This window comes from Acidithrix sp. C25 (assembly GCF_904848545.2).
The window spans coordinates 878,950-901,116 of sequence record NZ_CAJHCI020000010.1; the positions used below are offsets into that span (position 1 = coordinate 878,950).

Sequence of the window (22,167 nt, forward strand, 5' to 3'; positions counted from 1 at the left end):
TCACAAAAACTATGCAAATAGTCTCAGGTTGACGGCAAATACCCCACTCATCACCTCATTAATCCAGAAAAGGTTGCGAAATCTAGGACTTCTCGTCCTTGATAGGTTACAAAAAGATCAATCACCAATTAAACCGACCTTGGCGAGGAATCGGTACAATATCATGACTAAATCTCTTATTCTCACAAGAGTCACCAAAATGCCAATGAGTACAAACCTAATCCGATAAATTAGTTTAATCAAAACCAGCACTAAGCTAAATATAAAACCACCACACTCGTCAGTTTTATATTGCACTTAATCTCAATAAAACCTATAATCACTGAAAGCTTTTCCCGAGTGGCCAGCTCACACCAAATCGGCGCTCTTAGCGGCTTTTATTTTTATATAACCAAACTATTCACGGCGCTAAATTACGAACCCTGAGAACCTCGATGGCAGCAATTCTTCAAACACAAATAGATACACTGGAATGTGAAGATAGCAAATTTGATCTCCCCTTAGGAGAATCATATCAGGATCGAAGAATCCCCATCATCCTCAAATCGAGCGGTCGGGCAGCCAAGTCAATAGATCAGATCAAGAGATCGACTTAGGCAATTCAAGCACTCGCCATAGGTACCAAGTTGCAAGTGAAGCAAGGGGAGAATACCTCTCACCATGTTTAGTCATCTCTGGTATTGAAGGAAGATCATCAAGGCCATAGAGAATACGAAAGCCCTTTCGAACTCCTAAATCGGCTGGAGCCCAAACATTTCTCTTGCCTAAATCAAATAGCAAAAACATCTGCGCAGACCAAGGTCCAAAACCATATAGCCCGCACAATGAACTAGAGATAGCAGCCTCATCTAAAGTAACTAGTTCTATCAGATCCAACTCACCTATGTAGACCTTCTGAGCGAGCTCTAAAATTGAGCGGGACTTGGAATTTGATAGTCCCAATGCGCGTAGTCCCTCGAACGAAAGAGCCAATACCTTCTCTGGTGAAACATCACCCGAAGCAGCCTCTTGTATTCTTTTGTCAAAGACGCTCGCGACGGCGCCCGACAATTGCTGATGCACAACAGTTCGAACCAAAGATGCAAAAATCTCATTTGAACTTCTAACAAAAGACAAGTTAGGAGTTAAAAAGCCAGGAACCCCAAAGTGATTATAGAGACCAGCAAATTCTGGATGAGATCTAAGGAAAAACTCAACGTCTGGATCGATCACTTTGAATCCAACATCAGTACTTCAAGAGCCCTACTGCGACTATCGATTGACAAATAGTCTCTCACGGGTGAGATTCAGCGCCTTTAACTGCGACGGGATAAAAGACAACTGATATCGCACACCCAGATATCCCACAAGAGCGAGGGTTCCAACGACGTACACAGTCCAAGAGACAAGCATCGGGCCGTCGGGGAGACCTAGCATCATGCCCATAAACGTCACCACTACTACACCGTTCACAACTCGCTCGCTGGGCGAAATGGCCACGAAAATCAGGCCCCATGCAATATACCATGGTTGGATAACTGGTCCCAACAAGACAAGCGCCAATAACGAGTACCCAATCGCTCTTTCAAAGCTAAAACGCTCTAGGTGAAAGGCAAAATACAGCGTGATCAAAGCCGCCCCAAGAAGTCCCAAAGCCCTATAGAGCGTTAGGAATCCGGCAAAATGAAGCGGAATCCCCAACAAAGAGGTCAACCTATCTGACCAAGCCGCCAGGGCTGTAGTAGGTACCGCTGGCGATCTAACAGTGCCCGGCGTTCCTAGATTATGGATCCAACCCCATCCAAGACCTGTCGAATATGAAATAGCCCCTACAGTTGCAAGTGCTATCGACCCATACTTGATTGAAGGGATGATCTTATCCTTGATCTTGTTACCAGCCGTAGAATTCCAGGCGATAAAGGCCAACGCTATCACGGCAGGAACCTTGACCGCCGCACCTGCAGAAATCAAGACCGTCGCTAAAATAGAATGACCCTTGTAAAACATCAAAAGGCCCAGGGTCATGAAAGCTATCATGAACGCATCGTTATGGCCAGAAGATGCAAGGTGAAAGATTACGATCGGATTTAATCCAATCAAAACCAAAGCGATCCTTTTGTCTTTACCCAAAATCTCTGCGATTCTCATCGAACTGAAGATGATGGCTAAGACAGCAATGACCGTGGCGACTCTCAAAAATAGCATGGTGGCAAATGGATTATGCTGGGTTACGACCGCCGCAACACCGGAAAACCATAAAAAGAGCGGGCCATAAGGAGCTGGAGCATTACCCCAAAATGGGTCAACTGTATTCAAATATGGCGTCGCTCCCAAAATATTGGGGCCATACTGATAGGGTGAAATATGCCTCGAGACCATTTCGCCAATTGCAGCATAGCTGTAAATATCTCTCGAATATAGGGGACCGGCTATCGCAAGGGGTACAAACCAGATTGCTCCTATCACTATCAACTGCTTAGTGGTAACTTCCTTTGCCATGACAAGTTGAACTAGCCATAGCCAGGCTAAAAGACCTGAGATAAAGCCGAAATAAAAAATCGCTTGTGCGAGCCACGAAGGAAGTATCCCTAACGAAAGCGGACCGTTGGCGATTCCAAAAAACCATGAACCGGGAATTTTAGAGGTGAAGGGAACCGATGGAGAAAGCGAGCCAATGACTATAGCCACGGTCGAAACAATTCCAACGTTGCGTACAAATTTTAGATCATGCCTACGCACGGTAGTTAGATTGTTGATTCCATTCATCAATTTCGATTGAGCTAATTGCATTTGCCTTCTTGGGACCGTCGTTCTTTAAGATTACTAAGACTGCCAACTACATCGATTGGGAAATTTCGGGTCGAAGCGGACTTGCACTTTCCAGATCGGGTTACTATTCAACTATCTATAACAATTAATCGTACCTGATATTTCACTCACACAATCCCGAATGGAGGTCGAATACTAATCGTCACTTCAGCACAATTTCATAAATAACAGAAATCGACCACTTCCCAGCCTAAGCAAACGAAATCAGCAGATAAGCAATTGCCATGCGAGAAGATCATTAGTACCAGGTTAAATGTCGCTAGCAGAATCTAAATCCAAGAAACGCAATAAGGTCAAAACTTCTCAATATACCCAAAGGGAAACTTTACGGTAAAAAGGGTGGTAAGAAGGGAGACTCTTGAGTGCTATGTCGCCAATAACTTTATCCACTTTTTCGGATACAAATAAAGTCGAACATAGCTTTGTGGGCCGGGTAGGGTTCGAACCTACGTAGGCGTAACCGGCAGATTTACAGTCTGCTCCCTTTGACCGCTCGGGCACCGACCCACTCTTTTGTGAATATCCTATATTAGTGTGCCAACATTTGATGTCGTTTCAGAAGTAAACCTACAAGAAGTTCGAAATGCGGTTGATCAAGCAAATCGCGAAGCATCGACACGTTTCGACTTTAAAGATACAAATTCGGAGATCGAATATACCGACTCCGAGCTCCACCTTTCATCATCGTCTCAGGACCGCCTAAAGGCTCTTGAAATCGTACTGGAAGAAAAACTAGTAAAAAGGGGCGTCTCGCTAAAGAGCCTCGAGAAGGGTCAAATTGTAGAAGGTAGTCGGGGATCGGCTCGTCAAACGATCAAGCTCGTTGCCGGAATTTCCTCTGAAAAAGCAAAAGCAATTAACAAATTCATAAAAGACTTAAACCTCAAAGGCGTCTCGGGTTCAATCCAAGGCGATTCCTTGCGGATCTCAGGCAAAAAACGAGATGATCTCCAAGAGGTGATCTCCAAACTGCGCGAGGGTGATTTTCAGATACCCCTACAATTCAATAATTTTCGAGATTGACTCCTTCGTAGCTAAAGATACAAGCAAACCGCTACATTTCTAGAAAGCCAACGCCCAATGGGTGCGCAAGCGAATTGGGAGACTCTTTAGGCGTTGTGGAGCCTCATTGTGGTAGCTGATTATCGGCCATTGAACAAGTTAGGTCGATAATCAGGCTGGTCCTTAATGTAAGTTCTCAAAGAGACCAATTGATAAGAATTATAAACTTTATCGCCGATAGTTGCCCCAAGGGGCAACTATCGGCTAGATCAAAGCTGATTCATACGATTCAAGCAGGGCAAACCGTGCTTTAGCTTTTGGTCTTTCGATGCAATGGATCAGTAGTAGCCCGACTCAATGTAGATACATGGCACCCCATTTTCTCGAAACATCTCGACGTTTCGCTTATCATCTTCGAATGCCAAAACGATCTCAAAGTTCATCCCCAACAACTGATTGGTCTCTAACGCCTTGAATTCTCTCGCTCGGCTATAGTCCCCCCAATTACGGGTAATCAACAGATCCCACCGAAGGTTGTTCGTAGCTAACCATGCAACGGTCAAGTCGGCGATCGACGACGGTCGACCGGTCATCAAAATAAAACTAAATTGGGGATCGATAAGCGTCATCAAGGTGCCCATCTCTTTGATCAGGGGGTCATCACCAGCCGCATTGAAAAATCCATCCCAGTCGCGTCTCGGGCGATCTAAAAAGTGTTGCCGGAGAGAAGCATCCGCTAGAACTCCGTCAATATCAAAGATGATCGCGGTTTCATTGATACTGACCTTCTCGTTGATTATCCAATTCTTGGGTCGGCCTGAAAGGTCAATTTGCATATTTGGATATCTCCTTGGATCACTTCAGTCAGATAATCAATCCCTGATAGCGATTATCCTATTGAGATATGAAAGGGGTAAGGATAACTAACTTGGATTCACTATCTGCAAAACCATATGAAGCCGAAAATCAAACGATGCACATTAAAGAAAGCATCGATGATTTTGTGGATGAAAGCCTTCATAGCGCTTGCAAGAAAGAAATTGAAGTTCATGTCGGTATCGGAAGCCGGGTGATCGTAGCTTCAGATCTTTTGATCGGTCGCTTTGAGCCCGGCACTCGCGGCGAACTAACCAAATTCAAGGAATACCTGGCAACACTCGATGGACCAGGGGTAATAATCTTTGCTGGGAATCTCTTTGATCTTTCTAATCAAACCCTACAAGTCAAAGTTTGTGACCTAATCGATCAGGAAAAGGAGTTCTTTGGTCAACTTCGGGACCTCACTACCTCTCACGGCTTTGAAATCTACATTCTTCCTGGTTCTAGAGATCGATCTCTAGCTTGGGATCTCTCTCAACAAAAAGACTTAGAAACGATAGGCCAAGCCAGCTTAGGAATCAAGGTCAGCCTTATTGTCGAGACCACCAATGGACCAAAAACAATCGATATATTCTCAGGGCGAGAATTCGAAGCCAGATCGAATCAAGTCGATCCATATTCAAAAGTTGATACCCCATGGTCTACGCATCTCATTGGGGAGATAATTCCCCATCTGACCAAACGGGCAAAATGGCTAGAAGGCATAGACCTCGTCGACAACCAGGGCGCAATATCTCGATTCTTCGCATCCCGAATCTTCTATCGAAAGGCAATGCGATATCTTCCATGGCTCATCGCACCGATTCTGGGCGCCTTTTTCATTAAGTTGCCGGTAATTCTGGCGCTGCCAACGATAGGTCACTTCAAACATCGAATTCGCGCGTTAGCACCCTTTATCCAAATTGCTGGCGCAGCCACACTATTGGATGCAGTCCTAGTCCTGACCATTGCAACGTGGCTAGCGCGTCGAACATACGCCGGGATGATTGAAAATCCACTTATCGCCACAAATAGCGGAGAAGCACTACCAAACCTTGCCGCACGAATCGCAGCCATGGAGGCGTTAGACGACAGCCATATCGGAACCATCATCGGCAACAGCCTGAACCCCGAGATGACCGACATGACCTCAGGATTCTTTTGCGCCACTGGTGGAATATCAAAATGCTACAGAGAGTCCCCAGCACGATTTGGACTACCATCAGTCTTTCAGCCGATCGCGCAGTGCACCTGGGTAGAAATTCAGCCAGGTGCCAAAGTGAGAGTTCGTCTCTATTCTCAGACTGAAGAACTGCCCCTAGAGTCAAGGAGCGAGCGACTTGTTCGTCTAGGAAAACACGATCCGACGAGTGGCCTGCGTATCCTGGCGTCATATCCCGGTGGCGAAGGCTACATTCCTAGCGACGCAACCTCTACCAAATTCTCAAGGCCACGGCGACTAGTGGCCCTTGGCGTTCTGCTAGTTGGATTAATTGACTTAATTTCAACTCTGGTGCCACCACTTCGCTCGCGGCTAAGTCTTATAACAGAGTTCATCCCACTAGCGGTACCCGTGGCCGCCAATGCGATTGCTGCGATCGAATCCGTGGGGCTAATGGCTCTCGCCAGTGGTCTAAGAAGGGGTCAACGAGTCGCCTACCTGCTGACAGTGGCTATAGCTAGCGCCAGCGTCATAACCAACCTGATCAAGGGTGGCGACATTGAGGAGTCGATTCTGACCGCGATATTGGTTGGATCGCTCGTCGCCTCTCGCAAAGCATTCACTGCGCCAACAAATAGGATTCCCATGCTAAAGGGCATCATCAGGATACCAATTGGATGGCTTTTGATCTTTATCGCTGGCTCTTTAGCATTACGCCTTGATCTTCTGCTCTTTAGCCGTAGCACCTCTATAGGAATACTCAATGGACTCCTAGCGGTTCTTGAACGGATGGTAGGGTCACAATCGATCCCAATTCCTCATTCAATCAACCTTTTTCTAGCCCCAGCGCTCAGCTACTCCGCCTTAACGCTTCTAGCTCTTCTTCTCCTTCGAGCATCTCGACCAGTAGTTGAGGCAAAGGTGGCAAGATTGACTCTGCCAGGTCGACCTGCACTTACGCCAACTGAGATAGTCAACCGCTACTCCAAAACCACACTTGACTACTTTGCTCTTCGCGACGACAAATCGCACTTTATCGCCTATAACACCTTGATCGCCTATGCCGTGATTGGCACAGTAGCCGTGGTCTCACCTGACCCTATAGGACCAGCTGCAACGGCCACTCAAGCCTGGAATGCATTTCGAAATCATGCAAATTCAAATGGTTGGACGATATGCGTACTAGGTTCTGGCGAACCATGGCAGACAACCTATGCCTCTAGCGGCCTTCACTCCATCTATATCGGAGATGAAGCAGTGGTAAATGTCTCCGACTTCCACCTAGATGGAAATAAGAATAAATCGCTCCGGCAAGCCGTCAACAGAATGCGCAACTACAACTACCGTGTCGAATTCGTAGACCCGGCAACTGTTAGCGGCCCGTTGCGCGATGAACTCACCAGAGTCCTCGCACAAAGTCGCAAAGGTGGGGTCGAACGAGGCTTCTCTATGACACTTGGTCGCTTTCTAGATCCAAGAGATATTGGCCTCTTATTGAGCATAGCTTATGGCCCAAACAACGAGGTGGTGGGCTTCTGCCAATGGGTACCCGCACCAGGAATAAATGGATATTCACTTGACCTTATGCGTCGGGATCTAGCTGACCATCCAAATGGACTAACCGACCTTATGGTGGTAGCCACAATTGAATATCTAAGGGCAAATGCAATGGAGGCGCTCAGCTTAAACTTCGCGACAATGCGTGCCGTCATAGCTGGAGAGACTGAAGACGGTGTCAGTTCGAGGATCGAAAGATGGTTTCTCAAAAGATTATCAGATACAATGCAGATTGAGAGCCTCTGGCGCTTCAACTCCAAATTCCATCCAATCTGGCTTCCTCGCTATCTGGTCTTTGAATCCCCAGACAGCCTCCCTCAAATTGCTATCGCAATTGCTCGAGCAGAATCGCTTTGGGAACTTCCAGTTATAGGAAAGTTTCTAGTTCCAAAGCAATAGCAATCGGTATTGCTACTTGAAAGAGCCAAACGATGCTAGAACTAGTTCTAAAAGGCCAATCTAAAAGGCCAATGGGGAGCTGTGTTTAGTCCTTAGGTGCCGGTTTACCCCCTCTTTCCTTGCCCAAATCAATGGCAAGGAAGTACTAAAACCCACTATTAAAACCTATACCGCGAAAATACATTCAAGAATCTCTCCGAAATTCAAAAACAAAACTAGCTCCTTGCAATTCTTTCAATCCTGGCATCCTGGCTCGCAAGAATAAAGTATCCGAACTTCATTCCCCCACAAAAAACTGAAAGACCGCCTTTTTTAGACCGAAACCAACCATCCAAGGCAAAGCAGGAGTTGGTCCCCTTTTAATGCTAATTGCGACCAACATTGCGAGAAAAGCCCGAACGCGCCACAATCGCTAAAAACAAAGGGCTCGATCAGGGTGATAAACACCTTAATCGAGCCCTTTTGATTAACATCTACTCATTGCGAACCCGCCCTAAAAACTGGTTCTCGAAGAATTGATTCTCTAAAACAGAAGCTTGGCTAAATCTGCCATATGAACAAGAGGATTCGGAAAGATACCAAATCCAACAGTAAATAGAATGCTTATTCCGACCACGATCTTAGCTTCAGTTGAAATTCGTAGCGAGCGAGCTACCGCCACCTTTGCGGGAGCTAGTACCGCCAAATCGCCTTCGGGTCGATCGAACGAACCCAGATCACCATCACCGCCACTCGCAAATACCAACACTTCCTCATCGTCAATAGGTGATTCAGAGACCTTGTCTTGTGGAACCTTAGAGTACATGACGGCTACCACTCGCAGATAGAAGAAGGTGGCGATTACAGCTGATAGCATCGCAATCACGGCGAGGATATAAGAATGAGCCTTTACAGTCGCAGCAATAACTGAGAACTTAGCCAATAAACCAGTTGTGAGCGGCGCACCTGCTTGAGCTACGAGTAATACTGCCATAAAGAGCGCTAGCGCCGGATTAGTTCTAGCGAGACCCCTAAGGCGTTCGATCGGAACCACACCCGTATCGCTATCTTCAAAGACATTTACAATAGCAAAGGTGCCAATGACCATGAAGGTGTAAGCGATCAAGTAGTACAGCGAGCCTGAAACCCCACCGGCAGTGCCAGCTGCAACTCCAAGTAGTACAAAACCAGCATGATTAATCGAGGAGTATGCAAGCATGCGCTTGATATCGCTTTGAACTATCGCCAGTATTGCACCCACAACGAGCGTAAGAGCCGCAAGTCCCCAAATAATAGGCTGCCAATCAAGGCGCTGAGTAGGAAACGCCGTTATCAGAATCCTCAGCAGACCTGCAAAACCTGCGGCCTTGGCCACTGCTGCCATATAACCACTCGCAGCCGCTGGAGCTCCTTGATAGACGTCTGGTGTCCAAAGGTGAAAAGGAACTGCAGCAACCTTGAAGCCCAAACCGACGATCAAAAGCGCAATTCCAGCCAATAAAACACCGTTAGAAGTTACGGTATTAGTGGCCAAGAAAGAGGCGATCTTTTGAATGTTGGTAGTGCCGGTGGCACCGTATGTAAGGGCAATTCCATACAAGAAGATTGCAGAGGAAAAACCGCCAAGTATGAAGTACTTTAGTCCTGCTTCGCCAGATAGTTGATTGCGCTTTTCGAAAGCTGCCATGACATAGAGGGCAATCGACAAGATCTCAAGGCCCAAAAAGACAACGATCAGGTCGCCAGCGCTTGCTAAAAGGATGGCGCCAGCGCTTGATAGAAGCAAAAGGCAGTGATACTCAACTCGACCGATCCGGCTCCTCGATAGGTAAGCTTCGCCGGCCAATACCGACAGAAGCGCCGCAGAAGAGATCGTAATCATCAAAAATATAGCAAATCCATCGAGTACGATCGAGGATGCTATCGCTCTCGATGCCCCATGGGAGACAAAGTTCGACCAAAGAACAATCGAATCGATCAAAGCAATGGCGGTTACGGCAAATGCCATCGCGCCAATCGCCTTGGTCCGTTTTAGCGATGGCGCAAGCGATGAGATCAGCATGATCACCAGGGCTCCCACGATCAGAATTATCTCGGGGCCAATTGCCTTATAGGAAATCGACGGAAAGACAATCTTGGGGCCAGTAGATATTAATCCAAGGATTGAATTCATAAGGACTATCCCTTTCCTTTTTGCACGATAACGCCCATAGCATTTGGAGAGACGTTCGCTGCATTTACATGGCTTATAAGGGCATTCACACTGGGAGTTATTCGATCAAGGATCGGTCGTGGATAAAGACCCAAAGCAACTACTATCACGATCAGTGGTGCAAGGACCAAGATCTGACCCTTCTTGATCTCAATCGGACGACTCTCTGGAATCAAGTCTGGCTCCGATGGCTTCCCATGAAATATCCGTTGGTATGACCAAAGCATATAGACGGCCGAGATAACGACACCAAAAGCAGCCACAACAGCCCACCAGCGATGGGTGCTAAAGCTACCAATGAGAATCAAAAACTCACCTACAAAGCCGCTTAGTCCAGGCAGTCCTATCGATGCCATTACAAACAAGGTGAAAATACCTGCCATGACCGGTGCCTTGGATTGAAGCCCACCAAGGCGATCCATGTCGATAGCTCCAGTTGCCGCAAAGAGAAAGCCCACCAATAAAAATAGTGCAGCAGTATAGATGCCATGATTTATCATCTGAAGCACGCCGCCAGCTACGCCCTCGCGCGACAGGGCAAAGAATCCTAAGATTATAAAGCCCATGTGACTCAAAGAAGAATAGGCGAGCATTCGCTTTATATCACGCTCGCCAGCGGCCACGATTCCTCCGTAGATGATCCCTATTACCGCCAAAGTAAGCAGCAATGGACCAAATGAGACAACCGCATGCGGAAAGAGCGTGAAGTCAAAACGCAAGATACCATAGGTACCAAGCTTGGCCATAATGGCAGCAAGGACAATTACGCCCGACGTAGGCGCTTGCCGATAGGCGTCAGGCGACCAAGTGTGAAAGGGGAAGATCGGAGCTTTCACGGCAAATGCCGCGGTAAAGGCCAAAAAGAGCCACTTCTCAGTTCCGCTAGAAAGTGATGTCTTAGCCAAAGCGGCAATGTCAAAGGTCGTAACGCCAGTTTGAGCCGAATGGATAAAGACGAGTGCAAGCATTCCAACTAGCAAAAGTGCAGAGCCTAGGAAGGTATAGATAAAGAACTTGATAGCCGCAGCGCCACTCTTTTCATAGCCCCACGACCCGATCAGGAAATAGGTCGGTATTAAGGTCAATTCAAAGGTAACAAAAAATGCGAACAGGTCCAAGCTCATAAAACTACCCATACAGGCTGCCTCTAGGAGAAGCATCCAGGCTGCGAAGCTCTGCGCGTTGGCTCGCTCCTTGGCACCGATATATGCAATCGGAAAGATCAAGGCCGTCAGAAGGACTAAAAAGATCGAGATCCCATCTACCCCGAGCTTCCAAGAGATCCCAAAAGAAGAGATCCAACTGTAGCTCGAAACATATTGATAAGATGCCACTCCAGCCTTGAAGTTGACGGCGAGAACGATCGCCAATATTGCCTCGGCAATAGATATAGCTCCTGTTATTGGAACTACCAGTCTTCCTCGGACCTCTTTGGGAAGGAGCGCAATCAAAAGAGCACCTATGGCTGGCAAAATAACAAGGACTTCCAATACGTTACTCAACGAACTTCACCGCCACTATTAATCTCATCTTGCATTGGTTCGACATATAACATCTCCTAAAGACCTGCTCTCGTAATTACAAAGCCGAGAATCAAAACCACACCAAAGCTGATGATCAAGGCATAACTTCGAACGTAACCACTTTGAATTCCCCGCAGCGATCCACCAAGAGCGCCAATTAGACGTCCCGAGCCATTTACGGCACCATCGATAACTTCATTATCAACTATCTCATTCAATTCGATCGCGAGTCCGCTAGATCCTCTAGCGAAGACTGAGTCGAAGAGATGGTCGATCTGCCATCCCTTTTTCAAGAAACCAACCTCGAGAGATGGGTTGCTTGCGGTCTTAGACCAAGCTCTAGTTGCTATGAAGATACCAAGGAGCGCAAAGACGATGTCACCGACTTCCAAAATCACTTTAGTACCACCACCAAAGGTCAAGTTTGCCTGAGCCTTACCAAAGACTGGCAATAGCCAGTTGGTTAGAAAGTCTGTGCTCGAGCTAATACCAAGGTTCATGACACCAGCCAAGATCGAGGCAATTGCCAGGATAATCAGCGGCACGGTCATAACCTTTGGAGATTCATGGGGCTCTGAATGAGCACCGTGGCCATCATGGTTAGTGAGCGCTTCGCGATATCTTGGTGAACCAAAGAAGACCAGATAAACTTCTCGTCCCATGTAGTAAGCCGTAAGTATTGCTGTTATGGCTCCAACGGCCCAAAGTATTGGAGACTTTGAATAGGCAGCTAGGAGGACATCGCCTTTGGAGAAAAATCCCGAAAAAGGCGGCAAACCTGCAATGGAAAGCCACGCAATGATAAAGGTGAAGCCAGTAATTGGCATCAATTTATAGAGCGCTCCCATCTTCTTGATATCTTGTTCATCACCCAAGGAGTGAATCACCGAGCCAGCGCCAAGGAACAAAAGTGCTTTGTAGAATGCGTGGGTTATCATCAAAAAGATCGCAGCAACATATGCTCCTGAACCAATTCCAAGAAACATATACCCGAGCTGTGAAACCGTTGAATAAGCAAGAACCTTCTTGATATCATTCTGGGCGGTCGCAGCGGTCGCAGCGACAAAGGCAGTCGCAGCGCCAACTATCGCAATCACGGTGCCAGCGTTCGATGAGAGGTGAATGATCGGAGCGACTCTAGCCATCAAATAGACGCCTGCGGTAACCATTGTGGCGGCATGAATCAAAGCTGAAACTGGAGTTGGACCCTCCATGGCATCCACTAGCCATACAAAGAGTGGAATCTGAGCGGATTTACCAGCCGCACCGACAAAGAGCAGCAAGGCAATCGCAGTAGCTTGGGGGCCGCTTATGAAGGGATGACCACCATGTGCTGCGCTCGAGGCAATATTGCCAAATACCGAAGTATAATTGAGCGACTTTGCAACCTCAAAGAGCAAGAACATTCCAAGCATGTAGCCAAAGTCACCAATTCGGTTGATAATAAAGGCCTTCTTGCCAGCTGAAGCTGCACTATCTCGGTCGAACCAAAATGAGATCAACCAATACGAACAGGCGCCAACACCCTCCCAACCAAGGAAGGCTACGACAAAGTTATTGGCAAGAACCAAGACCAACATTGAGAAGACAAAGAGGTTCAAATAGACAAAGAACGTTCTAAATCGAGGATCATGATCCATATAGCCAATGGAATAAGCATGTATCAAGGTCGCTACACCGGTCACGAACAATATCATCACGCTCGACAACGGATCCAAATAAGCCCCGAAGTGAATGCTCAAATGACCCACTGCAAACCATGTAAAGAGGTTAGGTGCCAACGCCCTAGCAGCTGAAGTCAGAGAAAGCAGGTGAAAGTATTCAGTCAGTGCAATTACAAATGAGACACCGACCAGAGCTGTTGCCAGCCAACCTACAACCCGCTTTGGAAGAAATCTCCCAAAAAATAGGTTGATAAAGAAACCAGCTAACGGCATAGCCGGTATGAGAAAAATTAAACCTTCCACGCTAGCCCCTCAAAAGATGTAAGTCATCGGCGGTAGCGCCTACGCGTCGCCTAAAGATTGAAACGATGATTCCCAATCCCACTACTACTTCTGCAGCCGCAACAACTAGAACGAAAAAGACAAGTACCTGACCGCCTATATCGCCCAACATTCGTGCAAAGGTAACAAAGGTCAAATTCACTGCATTTAGCATCATCTCGACGCACATAAACATCACGATTACATTACGTCTAACCAAAACGCCAACGACGCCAACACTAAAGAGCACCGCAGCCAGTGTTAAGAACCAACTTCCTGGAATACTCATAGATCGATCACCTCTTCATCAGATTCATTCTCAAAATCCTCGCTATAGTCGGCCGTTGAAATCGAGACCCCAAAGTCGCTATCATCTGGCTCGGGAATCGCAACTGCGATCTCTTCTTCTTCGTTATGTTCGACAACCACACGACGAGCCAGATACACCGCGGCAAGAACCGCGATGACGAGCAGAACTGCGGTTGCTTCAAATGGGAGAAGATAGGTCGAAAAGACAGCCCGTGCAATTCTTGTTACATTGTCCACGGAATTCCCGACTGGACCCGTCGATGCTTTAGCCCCCGTTGCCCAGGTGGTCTTAGCCAAAAGGAGTACTTCGCCCAAGGCGATTACTCCTGCAACGATACCCATAGGGAGTTGACCTCGGAGCTTCTCACGCGAAAAGATCTCTCTTCTATCGACGCCAAGCAACATGATGACAAACAAGAACAAAACAACGACTGCACCGGCATAGACAATTATCTGTACCGCCGCTAAAAACTGCGCATTCTCTTCAATAAACAAAATGGCGATTCCAAACATCGTCATCACCAATGACAAAGCCGAATGGACTGGATTCTTTGATGCCACAACGCCAAAAGCGCCAGCCAAAACAATTGCTGCAGCCGCAATAAATGTAATCAAATCCGGCTTAGCGATTGCAGCTAAGATAAGGCTTGTCTCCACTATCTAACCCTCCCACCGTTAGCTTTGGAGATGCGATCCCCTTTGATCTTCCTAATTGCAAAGGAATTAACGGCGCTCTCGTCTCTATCGCTCTTTTGACCGTCTTCGGGAGTTCTCGTCCCATAACCCAGTTCATTGGACCAATGAACAATACCTTCGAAGCCCGGATCACCACTTGGAGAGGTTGCGCGCATCCAACCAGATGTCATCTCGTCATCGCCTTCTCGCCAGTCCTCCCAGGGCATTTGCATCGGCTTGCCATCGTCATCGACGACCAATTCATCCTTTGTATAAATGGCGTCTTGACGCGAAGTAAAGGAAAACTCAAAGAGCTTCGACTCGGTGATTGCCTCGGTCGGACAGGCCTCTACACAAAGGTCGCAGTGAATACATCGAAGATAATTAATCTCATAGACAAATCCATATCGCTCACCAGGTGAGACTGGATCATCGATAGGATTATCCTTACCTCTTACATAGATGCAACCTACGGGGCAAACCCCGGCACAAAGCTCACAACCGATACACTTTTCCATGCCATCTTCGTAGCGATTCAGGACGTGACGTCCATGAAACCGCGGTGGCTTTGGCCTTTTATCCCTTGGATATTGGCCAGTAATGCGAGGCTCGGCCATTTGCTTCAGCGTGACTTTGAAGCCCTTGAAGCCATCAAATACGCCCATCAGTTATCTCCCTCATTTGAGCCTTCGATGGAGGTTTCATCGTTGAACTTAATCCGTGTAAATGTAGCAATCGTCTCAACGTCTGAATCGTTGTCGCGTCCGATCGATACAGCTCGATAGAGCACCGATCCACCTATCAAAAAGACTACGAAAAGGACAAAACCATAGACCTTAGATACTTGCATAGCTCCAACCAACAGAAGCCAAGCCAGCGAGATTGGGATAAGTATCTTCCAACCCAAATCCATCAGCTGATCGTATCTCAATCGCGGTAGAGCCGCTCTTACCCATACGTAAAAGAAAAGAAATGCACCAGTCTTGATCAAGAACCAGAGAATCGGCCAAATCCATGCAGGCCCACCGAGGTTGGGGCCATCTGGACCACCGAGGAACAAGGTCACGATGACAGCTGACATCGAAATCGTATTCATGAACTCAGCCAAGAAAAAGAGGGCAAACCGAATCGAAGAATACTCGGTATGGAATCCACCGACCAACTCTTGTTCTGCTTCGGTTAGGTCAAATGGAGGACGATTCAACTCGGCGGTGATCGCGATCACAAAGATAACAAAGGGTACGATACCAAGGCGAATAATATTCCACTTGGGGAAGATCCCAAAGAACGATCCCATCTGAGAGTTGACTATGTCCCGAGTACCCAAGGAACCAGTTATCAATACAACAGCTGCGACCGAAAGTCCCATCGCGGCCTCGTAGGAGACCATCTGTGCTGAAGCTCTAACAGAGCCAAGCAACGGGTATTTAGAGCCAGAAGACCAACCAGCCAGCATTGTACCGTAGACCGCGACCGATGACATCGCAAGCAAAAAGAGAATTCCAATCGGGGGATCCGCGACTTGCAACTCCACTACGTGACCAAAGATATGGACTGTGCCGCCAATTGGTACGATCGTAAAGATCAAAAATGCCGGGATAACCGTCAAATATGGAGCCAATTTGAAGGCGAATCGATCACTCTTTTCTGGTATCAAATCTTCCTTGAAAAAGAGCTTGATTCCATCGGCAAGTGTCTGAAGAATACCATAGGGGCCTGCTCGATTAGGTCCAATTCGGTTCTGCATATCCGAGATTATCTTACGCTCGAACCAAATCATCAAAAGAACTGAGACCAAAAGCGCTACAAAAGCCACGAGGACCTTTACAACGACGATCAGGACAACCCCTAGTGAGATATGGCCGAGAAAAAGCGGGTCTTGACCCATCAGTTTATCCCTACCTTCACATAATTTACTTCTTTAGACGAATCCACGATGGACAACAAGTTGACTCCCGACCCCAACGTACCGACCACTATGTCATCAGGAAGCGTCTTATCAATCAGAGCAGGAACCCTAAGGATGCCCATCTCTCCGTTGCTAAGTTCAACCTCCTGGCCGTCAATGAGTCCAAGACTATCCGCCAGGATAGAAGGAACTCGAACTTGCGAGGATGGTATCAAAGCCTTCATCACAGGAGACACCACAAGATCGGGGGTCGGATAATAGAGTGGACGCGTCAACACTAGGAGGTACTCGCCATGTTGTTGATGGTCAACAAGGTCAACTTTATCTGACTGCCTTGCAAAGCTCGCCTGAGTAAATCTTCCCACGTAGTCAGATGGTCCATTATCGACAGCTTCATCGATATTTGCTGGAGGACCTTGGCGACCACTAGACACCAGACCAGGAGTGGCGATCGGATCCAAAGAACGACGGCGACCAATCGCAACCTTCGTTCTCGGCAGCGGGACAATCACCCCGTCCGGAGACCGCTCAGAACCAAGTTCGCTATAGGAGAGGCCGCTATATAGTGCGCAGGTGGCCACCATCTCATTGAAAATATCTTCATGGTCATGGCTTGTGGCTTCGATCATCATCTCGCGAGCAATCTCAGCTGCAATCACCACGTCGGTCTTAGCTTGGCCCATCGGTACCACAGCCTTACCTAAACGCGAAACACGTCCCTCAAAGTTTGTATGAGTTCCAGCGGTCTCTCCCGGAGCCACCAGTGGCAAGATAGCATCGGCGTATTTACCCGTAGCAGTCAAATAGCTATCGATCACTATCACCGTAGATCGCGAAAGTGCAGCTTCGACTAAAGCCGTATCGGCCATCTTGGTGATTAGATCCTCAGCCAAGATAACAAGGACCATATCTTGGTCACAAGCACGTCGCAATATCGAATATGTATCGATTCCAATATTGCTATCGCCATTTGTGCCTAGGGCTACCCTACCTGGACCATATCCAGGAATCGCTCCTAGGTCATAGGCACCAAAAATATTCGCATCCGACATCATAAAGAGAAAACCCGCATTTGGGACCTTCTCGTGCAACGCCAGGGCGAGTTCGTCCGTGATCACCGAAGCATTCGCAATGGTTTCGTCCCCTATGACAAAGGTAACTTTATCCACAGTTGCAAGTCGATCAAACAAAGACTCTAAAGATGTGTTAGTGCCGAAGTTACCTTCGCGCAGTTGGCGCAAAAGGTCGATCTGAGAGACCCCAATATGCTTGGAAAAAGTTGAAATCGATGTCTCGACCCTAGAAAGCTCATAGATCTCAGTCTTGGTCTTAGATGCCTCGCCCATTCTCAGAAAGAGGACTGGCATCTCTTCGCGAGGATCGGCCCCTATGACAACTACGATCGACGAAGCCATGGCTTCGTTCAATGACACTCGCGGAAGCGAAAATAGAACGTCCGCTGAGCGACTTGGCATAACTCTGGCATCGAAATTCTCCACAGAAAGTCCCGACTTGGCAAGTCGAACAAAGGAATAGATTCCCTCATTGGTAAGGCTCGAGCCACCTATAAAGGCGACATTTGCTGGATCCTGGGAGATCGCTCCTCGAAGGATACTTCCGACCTTACCAATCGCATCCCGCCATGAAACCGCTGCAAGATCTGAGCGATATCGAACATATGGCTCTGAAAGCCGTTCGGAAGAGTTAGTGGCTTCGTAGCCAAAACGTCCCCGATCACACAACCAAGAGTGATTTACTGCGTCGGAATCGATTCCTAGATAGCGAGTCACTTCACTACGAGAGGTCTGAATCGCAATTCGACAACCTACAGAGCAAGTAGTACAGGTGCTTTCACTCTGCTCTAAGTCCCAAGGGCGTGCTTTGAATCGATATGGCTTCGCTGTCAAAGCGCCAACGGGACATATCTGAACCGTATTACCTGAGAAGTATGAAGCAAAGGGGCTGTCAGGGAAGGTATTTACCTCGGTATGATCACCTCTTCCGATGAACTCAATCAAGGGGTCAAAGGCAATTTCACTGGCAAATCGAACGCATCGGTCACATTGGATGCATCGCTCCCGATCAAGATAGACGATCTCAGAGAGGGCAATTGGCTTCTCGAAGTGACGCTTTTCTTCAACAAAGCGGGATTCGCCCGGGCCATAGGCTAAAGTCTGGTCCTGAAGTGGGCACTCGCCTCCCTTGTCGCAAACTGGACAGTCAAGCGGATGGTTTACTAAAAGAAACTCAAGAACGCCATCCTGTGCCTTTTTTACCTTATCGGAGTTGGTGATGACTTCCATTCCGGGAGCCACCGTCAGATAACAAGAAGGTGCCAAGCTAAAACCACGTGGCCCCTTTACATCCACCAGACACATTCGACAGACGCCAACCGAAGACATTCTCGGATGATAGCAAAAACGAGGTATGAAGACACCGTTGCGCTCGGCAGCCGAAATTATAAGTTCACCTGGCTTAGCGTCAATCTCTACTCCGTCAACGACAATCTTTAGTGAATCCGGATTCGATTCGGTATTACTCATACGGACAACCACCCTCTTTGATGTGAATTAAAAATTCGTCGCGAAACATCTTTATCGCAGCAACTACTGACGAAGGAATCGATGGTCCTAGAACACATATCGTCGTTTGGGCCGGAGGCCACGAAAGACCCGGCGCGATATTGTCGCAGGCATCCAAAAGCAAATCTAGATCGGCCTCGCGTCCTCCACCGTTTTCAATGCGTCGCATCATCTTCTCAATCCAACCGCTTCCTTCGCGACACGGCGTACATTGGCCACATGACTCTCGATTGAAAAATTTAGTGATACGCCACGCAGCCCTGACCATGCAGGTGTGGTCGTCCATCATGACTATCGACCCTGAACCAAGCATCGATCCAGCTTTGGCAACGTCATCTTGGCTCAAGGGAATATCCAAACCCTCAGGTCCAAACCATGGTGCCGAAACGCCACCTGGTATGAAGGCTTTGACTGATCTGCCAAGCCTCATGCCACCGCCGTATTGTGGCGAATCGACCAAATCTCTAAAGGTCATCTTCGCCATCTCGACCTCGTAATTACCAGGTCGATTGACGTGACCGGCCAATGCAAAGATTCGAGTACCTGTCGAACGCCCTACTCCCAGAGAGGCGAAAGCGGCACCGCCGTTATTTACAATCCATGGAATATTGGACATCGACTCTACGTTGTTTACAATCGTAGGTGCACCGTAAAGTCCAATTACCGCGGGGAAAAATGGAGGTTTGATTCGAGGATATCCGCGCTTACCCTCTAAAGATTCGATCAGAGAAGTCTCTTCTCCGCAAATATAAGCTCCGGCTCCGGGGTGTAGCACCAAGTCAAGTGAAAAACCGCTCCCGAAGATATTTTGCCCTAAAGCACCATAGCGATAGGCTTCGTTTATTGCAGCTTGAACTCTTTCTAGTCCTAACGCGAACTCACCTCGTATGAAGATAAAAGCTCGCGAAGCACCTACTGCATAGGCTGTAATTATGGTACCTTCGACTATTTGATGGGGATCGCCTTCAATAAGCATGTGATCCTTGAAAGTTGCAGGCTCAGATTCGTCGCCGTTGACTACCAAATATCGAACGGGCGAGTTCTTTAGCATGGACCATTTGCGTCCAACTTCAAAACCAGCTCCACCTCGACCTAATAAGTTTGAAGTCATAACCTCGCTGGCCACGGCCTCAGGTGTCATGGTGGTAAGCGCCTTTCTTAAGGCGACATAACCTCCAGTTGCTAGATAGGTATCAATCGAATACGATTGATCCAACCCGATGCGCGAAGTCACAATCTTGGGGACGTGTTCACTAACAGTTGTCACTTAGACTCCTTCGCAGCTTCAAGTGCTGCCTTACGACTGGCAATAGCGGCGTCCGACTCTCGGCGCTGAGCGACAATCTCCTCCATTGGAACCTCAATCCCAACCTCGCGATGGACTCGAATGAGTGTTCCATGGCTAGGAACTTCACCCTCGTACTTTCCAACGCTGAGGTCATCGATCAACTCATCAAAGGTCTCATCCGTCAGAGGCCCAAAAAAACGATAGTTGACTTGGACAGCAGGCGCTTTGTCGCAATGGGCAACGCACTCAACCTCTTCAAGGGTAAAAACTCCGTCATGGGTAGTTCCACCAGGCGAAACGCCCAACTTCTCCTCGGCGTGTTCGAGCAATTCGCCACCGCCCTGCAAGAGACACGCAATATTGGTGCATACGCCGACTAGATATTTGCCGACTGGCTCAGTGTGGAGCATGTCATAAAAACTTGCCGTTCCATAGACTTCAGCGGGCGTCACGCCTACGAGATCTGCAATATCTCGCATCATATCCTCACTGAGGTATCCAGCCTCTTCTTGTGCTAGATGACAAAGAGGAATCAAGGCCGAACGTCGCTCGGGGTAAAGTTCCACGAGAGACTCCGCACGCCTTCGCATTATTTGCGAAAAACCACTCATTTAACGATCCACCTCTCCCATAACTGGGTCAATCGAGGAAATAATTGCAACCGCGTCCGCTATCAAACTTCCAGCCATCATCGTTGGAAGCGACTGCAGATTCACAAAGGACGGCCCTCGAATATGCATACGGAACGGCTTAGCTGAACCATCCGCGACCATGTAACAACCCAACTCACCGCGTGGTGACTCCACAGCAACATAGCTCTCCCCAGGTGGCACATGAATGCCCTCTGTGAAAAGCTTAAAGTGGTGAATAAGTGCCTCCATCGATTCATCGATGCGCTTTCGCGGCGGAGGGGTAACTTTCTTATCCAAAGTGCGATATGGACCCTCGGGCATCTTTTCAATGATCTGGGCTATTATGCGCACCGACTCTCGCAACTCGGCAAGGCGAACTGCAAAACGATCAAAGGTGTCCCCCACGCTTCCCACGATCACGTCAAAATCAACTTCATCATAAGCCAAATAGGGAATGTCCTTACGAAGATCCCACGCTACGCCTGTCGATCGAAGCAATGGACCAGAAGCCGAAAGGGCGATCGCTTGGGCTTGGGTTATGATTCCAACCCCTTCAGTTCGCTCGCGAAAGATCGGCTGACCTGTAAGCATCTCATCGTATTCATCGAGTCGACCCGGAATCGTTTGACAAATTGCCAAAACGTCGTCGTACCATCCATCGGGAAGGTCCGCGGCGACGCCACCAGGACGAATGTAATTATGGTTCATTCGAAGACCGGTAGTTTTCTCAAAGAAAGAAAGCACCATCTCTCGCTCTCTAAAGCCATAGATCATCATCGAAGTCGAACCAAGGTCCATTCCATTCGTCGCCATCCACATAAGATGCGACGAAAGACGGTTTAGCTCCGACATCAACATCCGAATCCAGGTTGCACGAGGTGGCATATCAATTCCAAGTAACGACTCGGTCGCCAAGGAAAAGACCAGTTCGTTATGGAGTGGAGCGAGATAATCCATTCGAGTTACGTTGGTCGAACCCTGAATATAGCTAAGACCTTCTGCAGTCTTTTCCATTCCAGTGTGAAGGTAACCGATAACTGGCTTAGTTCGAAGAACCATCTCGCCTTTGAGCTCCATCATCAACCTCAAAACACCATGGGTTGAGGGGTGTTGGGGGCCCATGTTTATAATCATGGTTTCGTCTTCTGAAACCTCTACATCAATATCGCTCGAGTCAAGGATAGCACCCTCTGCAATTCGCAATACCGAGCCGGACTCTCGTCGGAACTCCACCATATCTGTGTCAGAGCGTTCGAACATCTCCTGAGAACCCTCAGAGGTCTCAGC

The 22,167-nt window shown here is 47.9% G+C and carries 16 protein-coding genes and 1 tRNA gene; 2 read left to right on the forward strand and 15 right to left on the reverse strand.

Going from position 1 to position 22,167, the window contains the following annotated elements; genetic code table 11:
- Nucleotides 1-579: 579 nt before the first annotated feature.
- From ACIDITHRIX25_RS79530 to ACIDITHRIX25_RS79540, 3 genes are all read right to left on the reverse strand, one after another.
- A complete protein-coding gene (locus ACIDITHRIX25_RS79530) occupies nt 580-1,212 on the reverse strand; it encodes a DNA-3-methyladenine glycosylase family protein (RefSeq protein WP_201733337.1) in 633 nt (210 codons plus the stop codon).
- Nucleotides 1,213-1,251: 39 nt separating this feature from the next.
- Nucleotides 1,252-2,769 carry a polyprenol phosphomannose-dependent alpha 1,6 mannosyltransferase MptB gene (gene mptB / locus ACIDITHRIX25_RS79535; RefSeq protein WP_201733338.1) on the reverse strand — a complete coding sequence of 506 codons (1,518 nt, stop codon included), beginning with the start codon at nt 2,767-2,769 and terminating at the stop codon, nt 1,252-1,254.
- Between the two features lie 464 nt (nt 2,770-3,233).
- Nucleotides 3,234-3,315 (reverse strand) — tRNA-Tyr (locus ACIDITHRIX25_RS79540).
- A 27-nt stretch (nt 3,316-3,342) separates the two neighbouring features.
- Here ACIDITHRIX25_RS79540 and ACIDITHRIX25_RS79545 point away from each other — a divergent pair.
- Nucleotides 3,343-3,831, forward strand: coding sequence for a YajQ family cyclic di-GMP-binding protein (locus tag ACIDITHRIX25_RS79545; protein WP_200891172.1), 489 nt, complete (start codon nt 3,343-3,345; stop codon nt 3,829-3,831).
- 317 nt (nt 3,832-4,148) lie between these two features.
- Here the strand turns inward: ACIDITHRIX25_RS79545 and ACIDITHRIX25_RS79550 are convergent, their stop codons facing one another.
- Entirely contained in the window at nt 4,149-4,646 is a 498-nt protein-coding gene (locus ACIDITHRIX25_RS79550) for a phosphatase domain-containing protein (RefSeq protein WP_052604346.1), read from the reverse strand.
- Between the two features lie 92 nt (nt 4,647-4,738).
- Between ACIDITHRIX25_RS79550 and ACIDITHRIX25_RS79555 the strand changes: the two genes are divergently transcribed.
- On the forward strand, nt 4,739-7,786 hold the full coding sequence (locus tag ACIDITHRIX25_RS79555; protein WP_052604347.1) for a bifunctional lysylphosphatidylglycerol flippase/synthetase MprF: 3,048 nt from the start codon (nt 4,739-4,741) through the stop codon (nt 7,784-7,786).
- Nucleotides 7,787-8,309: 523 nt separating this feature from the next.
- Here ACIDITHRIX25_RS79555 and ACIDITHRIX25_RS79560 read toward each other — a convergent pair.
- The 11 genes from ACIDITHRIX25_RS79560 to ACIDITHRIX25_RS79610 are packed head-to-tail and all read right to left on the reverse strand — an operon-like array spanning nt 8,310 to nt 22,116.
- Nucleotides 8,310-9,938, reverse strand: coding sequence for an NADH-quinone oxidoreductase subunit N (locus tag ACIDITHRIX25_RS79560; RefSeq protein WP_052604348.1), 1,629 nt, complete (start codon nt 9,936-9,938; stop codon nt 8,310-8,312).
- A 5-nt stretch (nt 9,939-9,943) separates the two neighbouring features.
- The gene (locus ACIDITHRIX25_RS79565) at nt 9,944-11,479 is read right to left on the reverse strand and encodes a complex I subunit 4 family protein (protein WP_201733339.1); all 1,536 of its coding nucleotides are present in this window, start codon (nt 11,477-11,479) and stop codon (nt 9,944-9,946) included.
- A 56-nt stretch (nt 11,480-11,535) separates the two neighbouring features.
- Nucleotides 11,536-13,467: an NADH-quinone oxidoreductase subunit L gene (gene nuoL / locus ACIDITHRIX25_RS79570; RefSeq protein WP_201733340.1), complete on the reverse strand. Its 1,932-nt coding sequence runs from the start codon at nt 13,465-13,467 to the stop codon at nt 11,536-11,538.
- Nucleotide 13,468: 1 nt separating this feature from the next.
- On the reverse strand, nt 13,469-13,774 hold the full coding sequence (gene nuoK / locus ACIDITHRIX25_RS79575; protein ID WP_052604351.1) for an NADH-quinone oxidoreductase subunit NuoK: 306 nt from the start codon (nt 13,772-13,774) through the stop codon (nt 13,469-13,471).
- Nucleotides 13,771-14,451 (reverse strand): NADH-quinone oxidoreductase subunit J, encoded by a 681-nt coding sequence (locus tag ACIDITHRIX25_RS79580; protein ID WP_052604352.1) that lies wholly within the window; start codon nt 14,449-14,451, stop codon nt 13,771-13,773. The genes nuoK and ACIDITHRIX25_RS79580 overlap by 4 nt, the downstream gene beginning before the upstream one ends.
- Nucleotides 14,451-15,134, reverse strand: coding sequence for an NADH-quinone oxidoreductase subunit NuoI (gene nuoI, locus ACIDITHRIX25_RS79585; RefSeq protein WP_052604353.1), 684 nt, complete (start codon nt 15,132-15,134; stop codon nt 14,451-14,453). Before nuoI ends, ACIDITHRIX25_RS79580 begins: the two co-directional genes overlap by 1 nt.
- Entirely contained in the window at nt 15,134-16,357 is a 1,224-nt protein-coding gene (gene nuoH, locus ACIDITHRIX25_RS79590) for an NADH-quinone oxidoreductase subunit NuoH (protein ID WP_201733341.1), read from the reverse strand. The genes nuoI and nuoH overlap by 1 nt, the downstream gene beginning before the upstream one ends.
- Nucleotides 16,357-18,921, reverse strand: coding sequence for an NADH-quinone oxidoreductase subunit NuoG (gene nuoG, locus ACIDITHRIX25_RS79595; protein WP_201733342.1), 2,565 nt, complete (start codon nt 18,919-18,921; stop codon nt 16,357-16,359). Before nuoG ends, nuoH begins: the two co-directional genes overlap by 1 nt.
- Nucleotides 18,914-20,227, reverse strand: a complete 1,314-nt coding sequence (gene nuoF, locus ACIDITHRIX25_RS79600) for an NADH-quinone oxidoreductase subunit NuoF (RefSeq protein ID WP_052604355.1) — start codon at nt 20,225-20,227, stop codon at nt 18,914-18,916. Before nuoF ends, nuoG begins: the two co-directional genes overlap by 8 nt.
- On the reverse strand, nt 20,224-20,859 hold the full coding sequence (locus ACIDITHRIX25_RS79605; protein WP_201733343.1) for an NADH-quinone oxidoreductase subunit NuoE family protein: 636 nt from the start codon (nt 20,857-20,859) through the stop codon (nt 20,224-20,226). The genes nuoF and ACIDITHRIX25_RS79605 overlap by 4 nt, the downstream gene beginning before the upstream one ends.
- The gene (locus ACIDITHRIX25_RS79610) at nt 20,860-22,116 is read right to left on the reverse strand and encodes an NADH-quinone oxidoreductase subunit D (protein ID WP_152625817.1); all 1,257 of its coding nucleotides are present in this window, start codon (nt 22,114-22,116) and stop codon (nt 20,860-20,862) included.
- Between the last annotated feature and the right edge of the window lie 51 nt (nt 22,117-22,167).

Excerpts from the sequence above, each read along its gene's own strand:
- ACIDITHRIX25_RS79550 (WP_052604346.1), bottom strand. The coding sequence starts at position 4,646 with ATGCAAATTGACCTTTCAGGCCGACCCAAGAATTGGATAATCAACGAG.
- nuoG (WP_201733342.1), bottom strand. The coding sequence starts at position 18,921 with ATGAGTAATACCGAATCGAATCCGGATTCACTAAAGATTGTCGTTGAC.
- nuoK (WP_052604351.1), bottom strand. The coding sequence starts at position 13,774 with ATGAGTATTCCAGGAAGTTGGTTCTTAACACTGGCTGCGGTGCTCTTT.
- nuoH (WP_201733341.1), bottom strand. The coding sequence starts at position 16,357 with ATGGGTCAAGACCCGCTTTTTCTCGGCCATATCTCACTAGGGGTTGTC.
- ACIDITHRIX25_RS79605 (WP_201733343.1), bottom strand. The coding sequence starts at position 20,859 with ATGAGTGGTTTTTCGCAAATAATGCGAAGGCGTGCGGAGTCTCTCGTG.
- ACIDITHRIX25_RS79610 (WP_152625817.1), bottom strand. The coding sequence starts at position 22,116 with ATGGTGGAGTTCCGACGAGAGTCCGGCTCGGTATTGCGAATTGCAGAG.
- ACIDITHRIX25_RS79560 (WP_052604348.1), bottom strand. The coding sequence starts at position 9,938 with ATGAATTCAATCCTTGGATTAATATCTACTGGCCCCAAGATTGTCTTT.
- mptB (WP_201733338.1), bottom strand. The coding sequence starts at position 2,769 with ATGCAATTAGCTCAATCGAAATTGATGAATGGAATCAACAATCTAACT.
- nuoI (WP_052604353.1), bottom strand. The coding sequence starts at position 15,134 with ATGGGCGTATTTGATGGCTTCAAGGGCTTCAAAGTCACGCTGAAGCAA.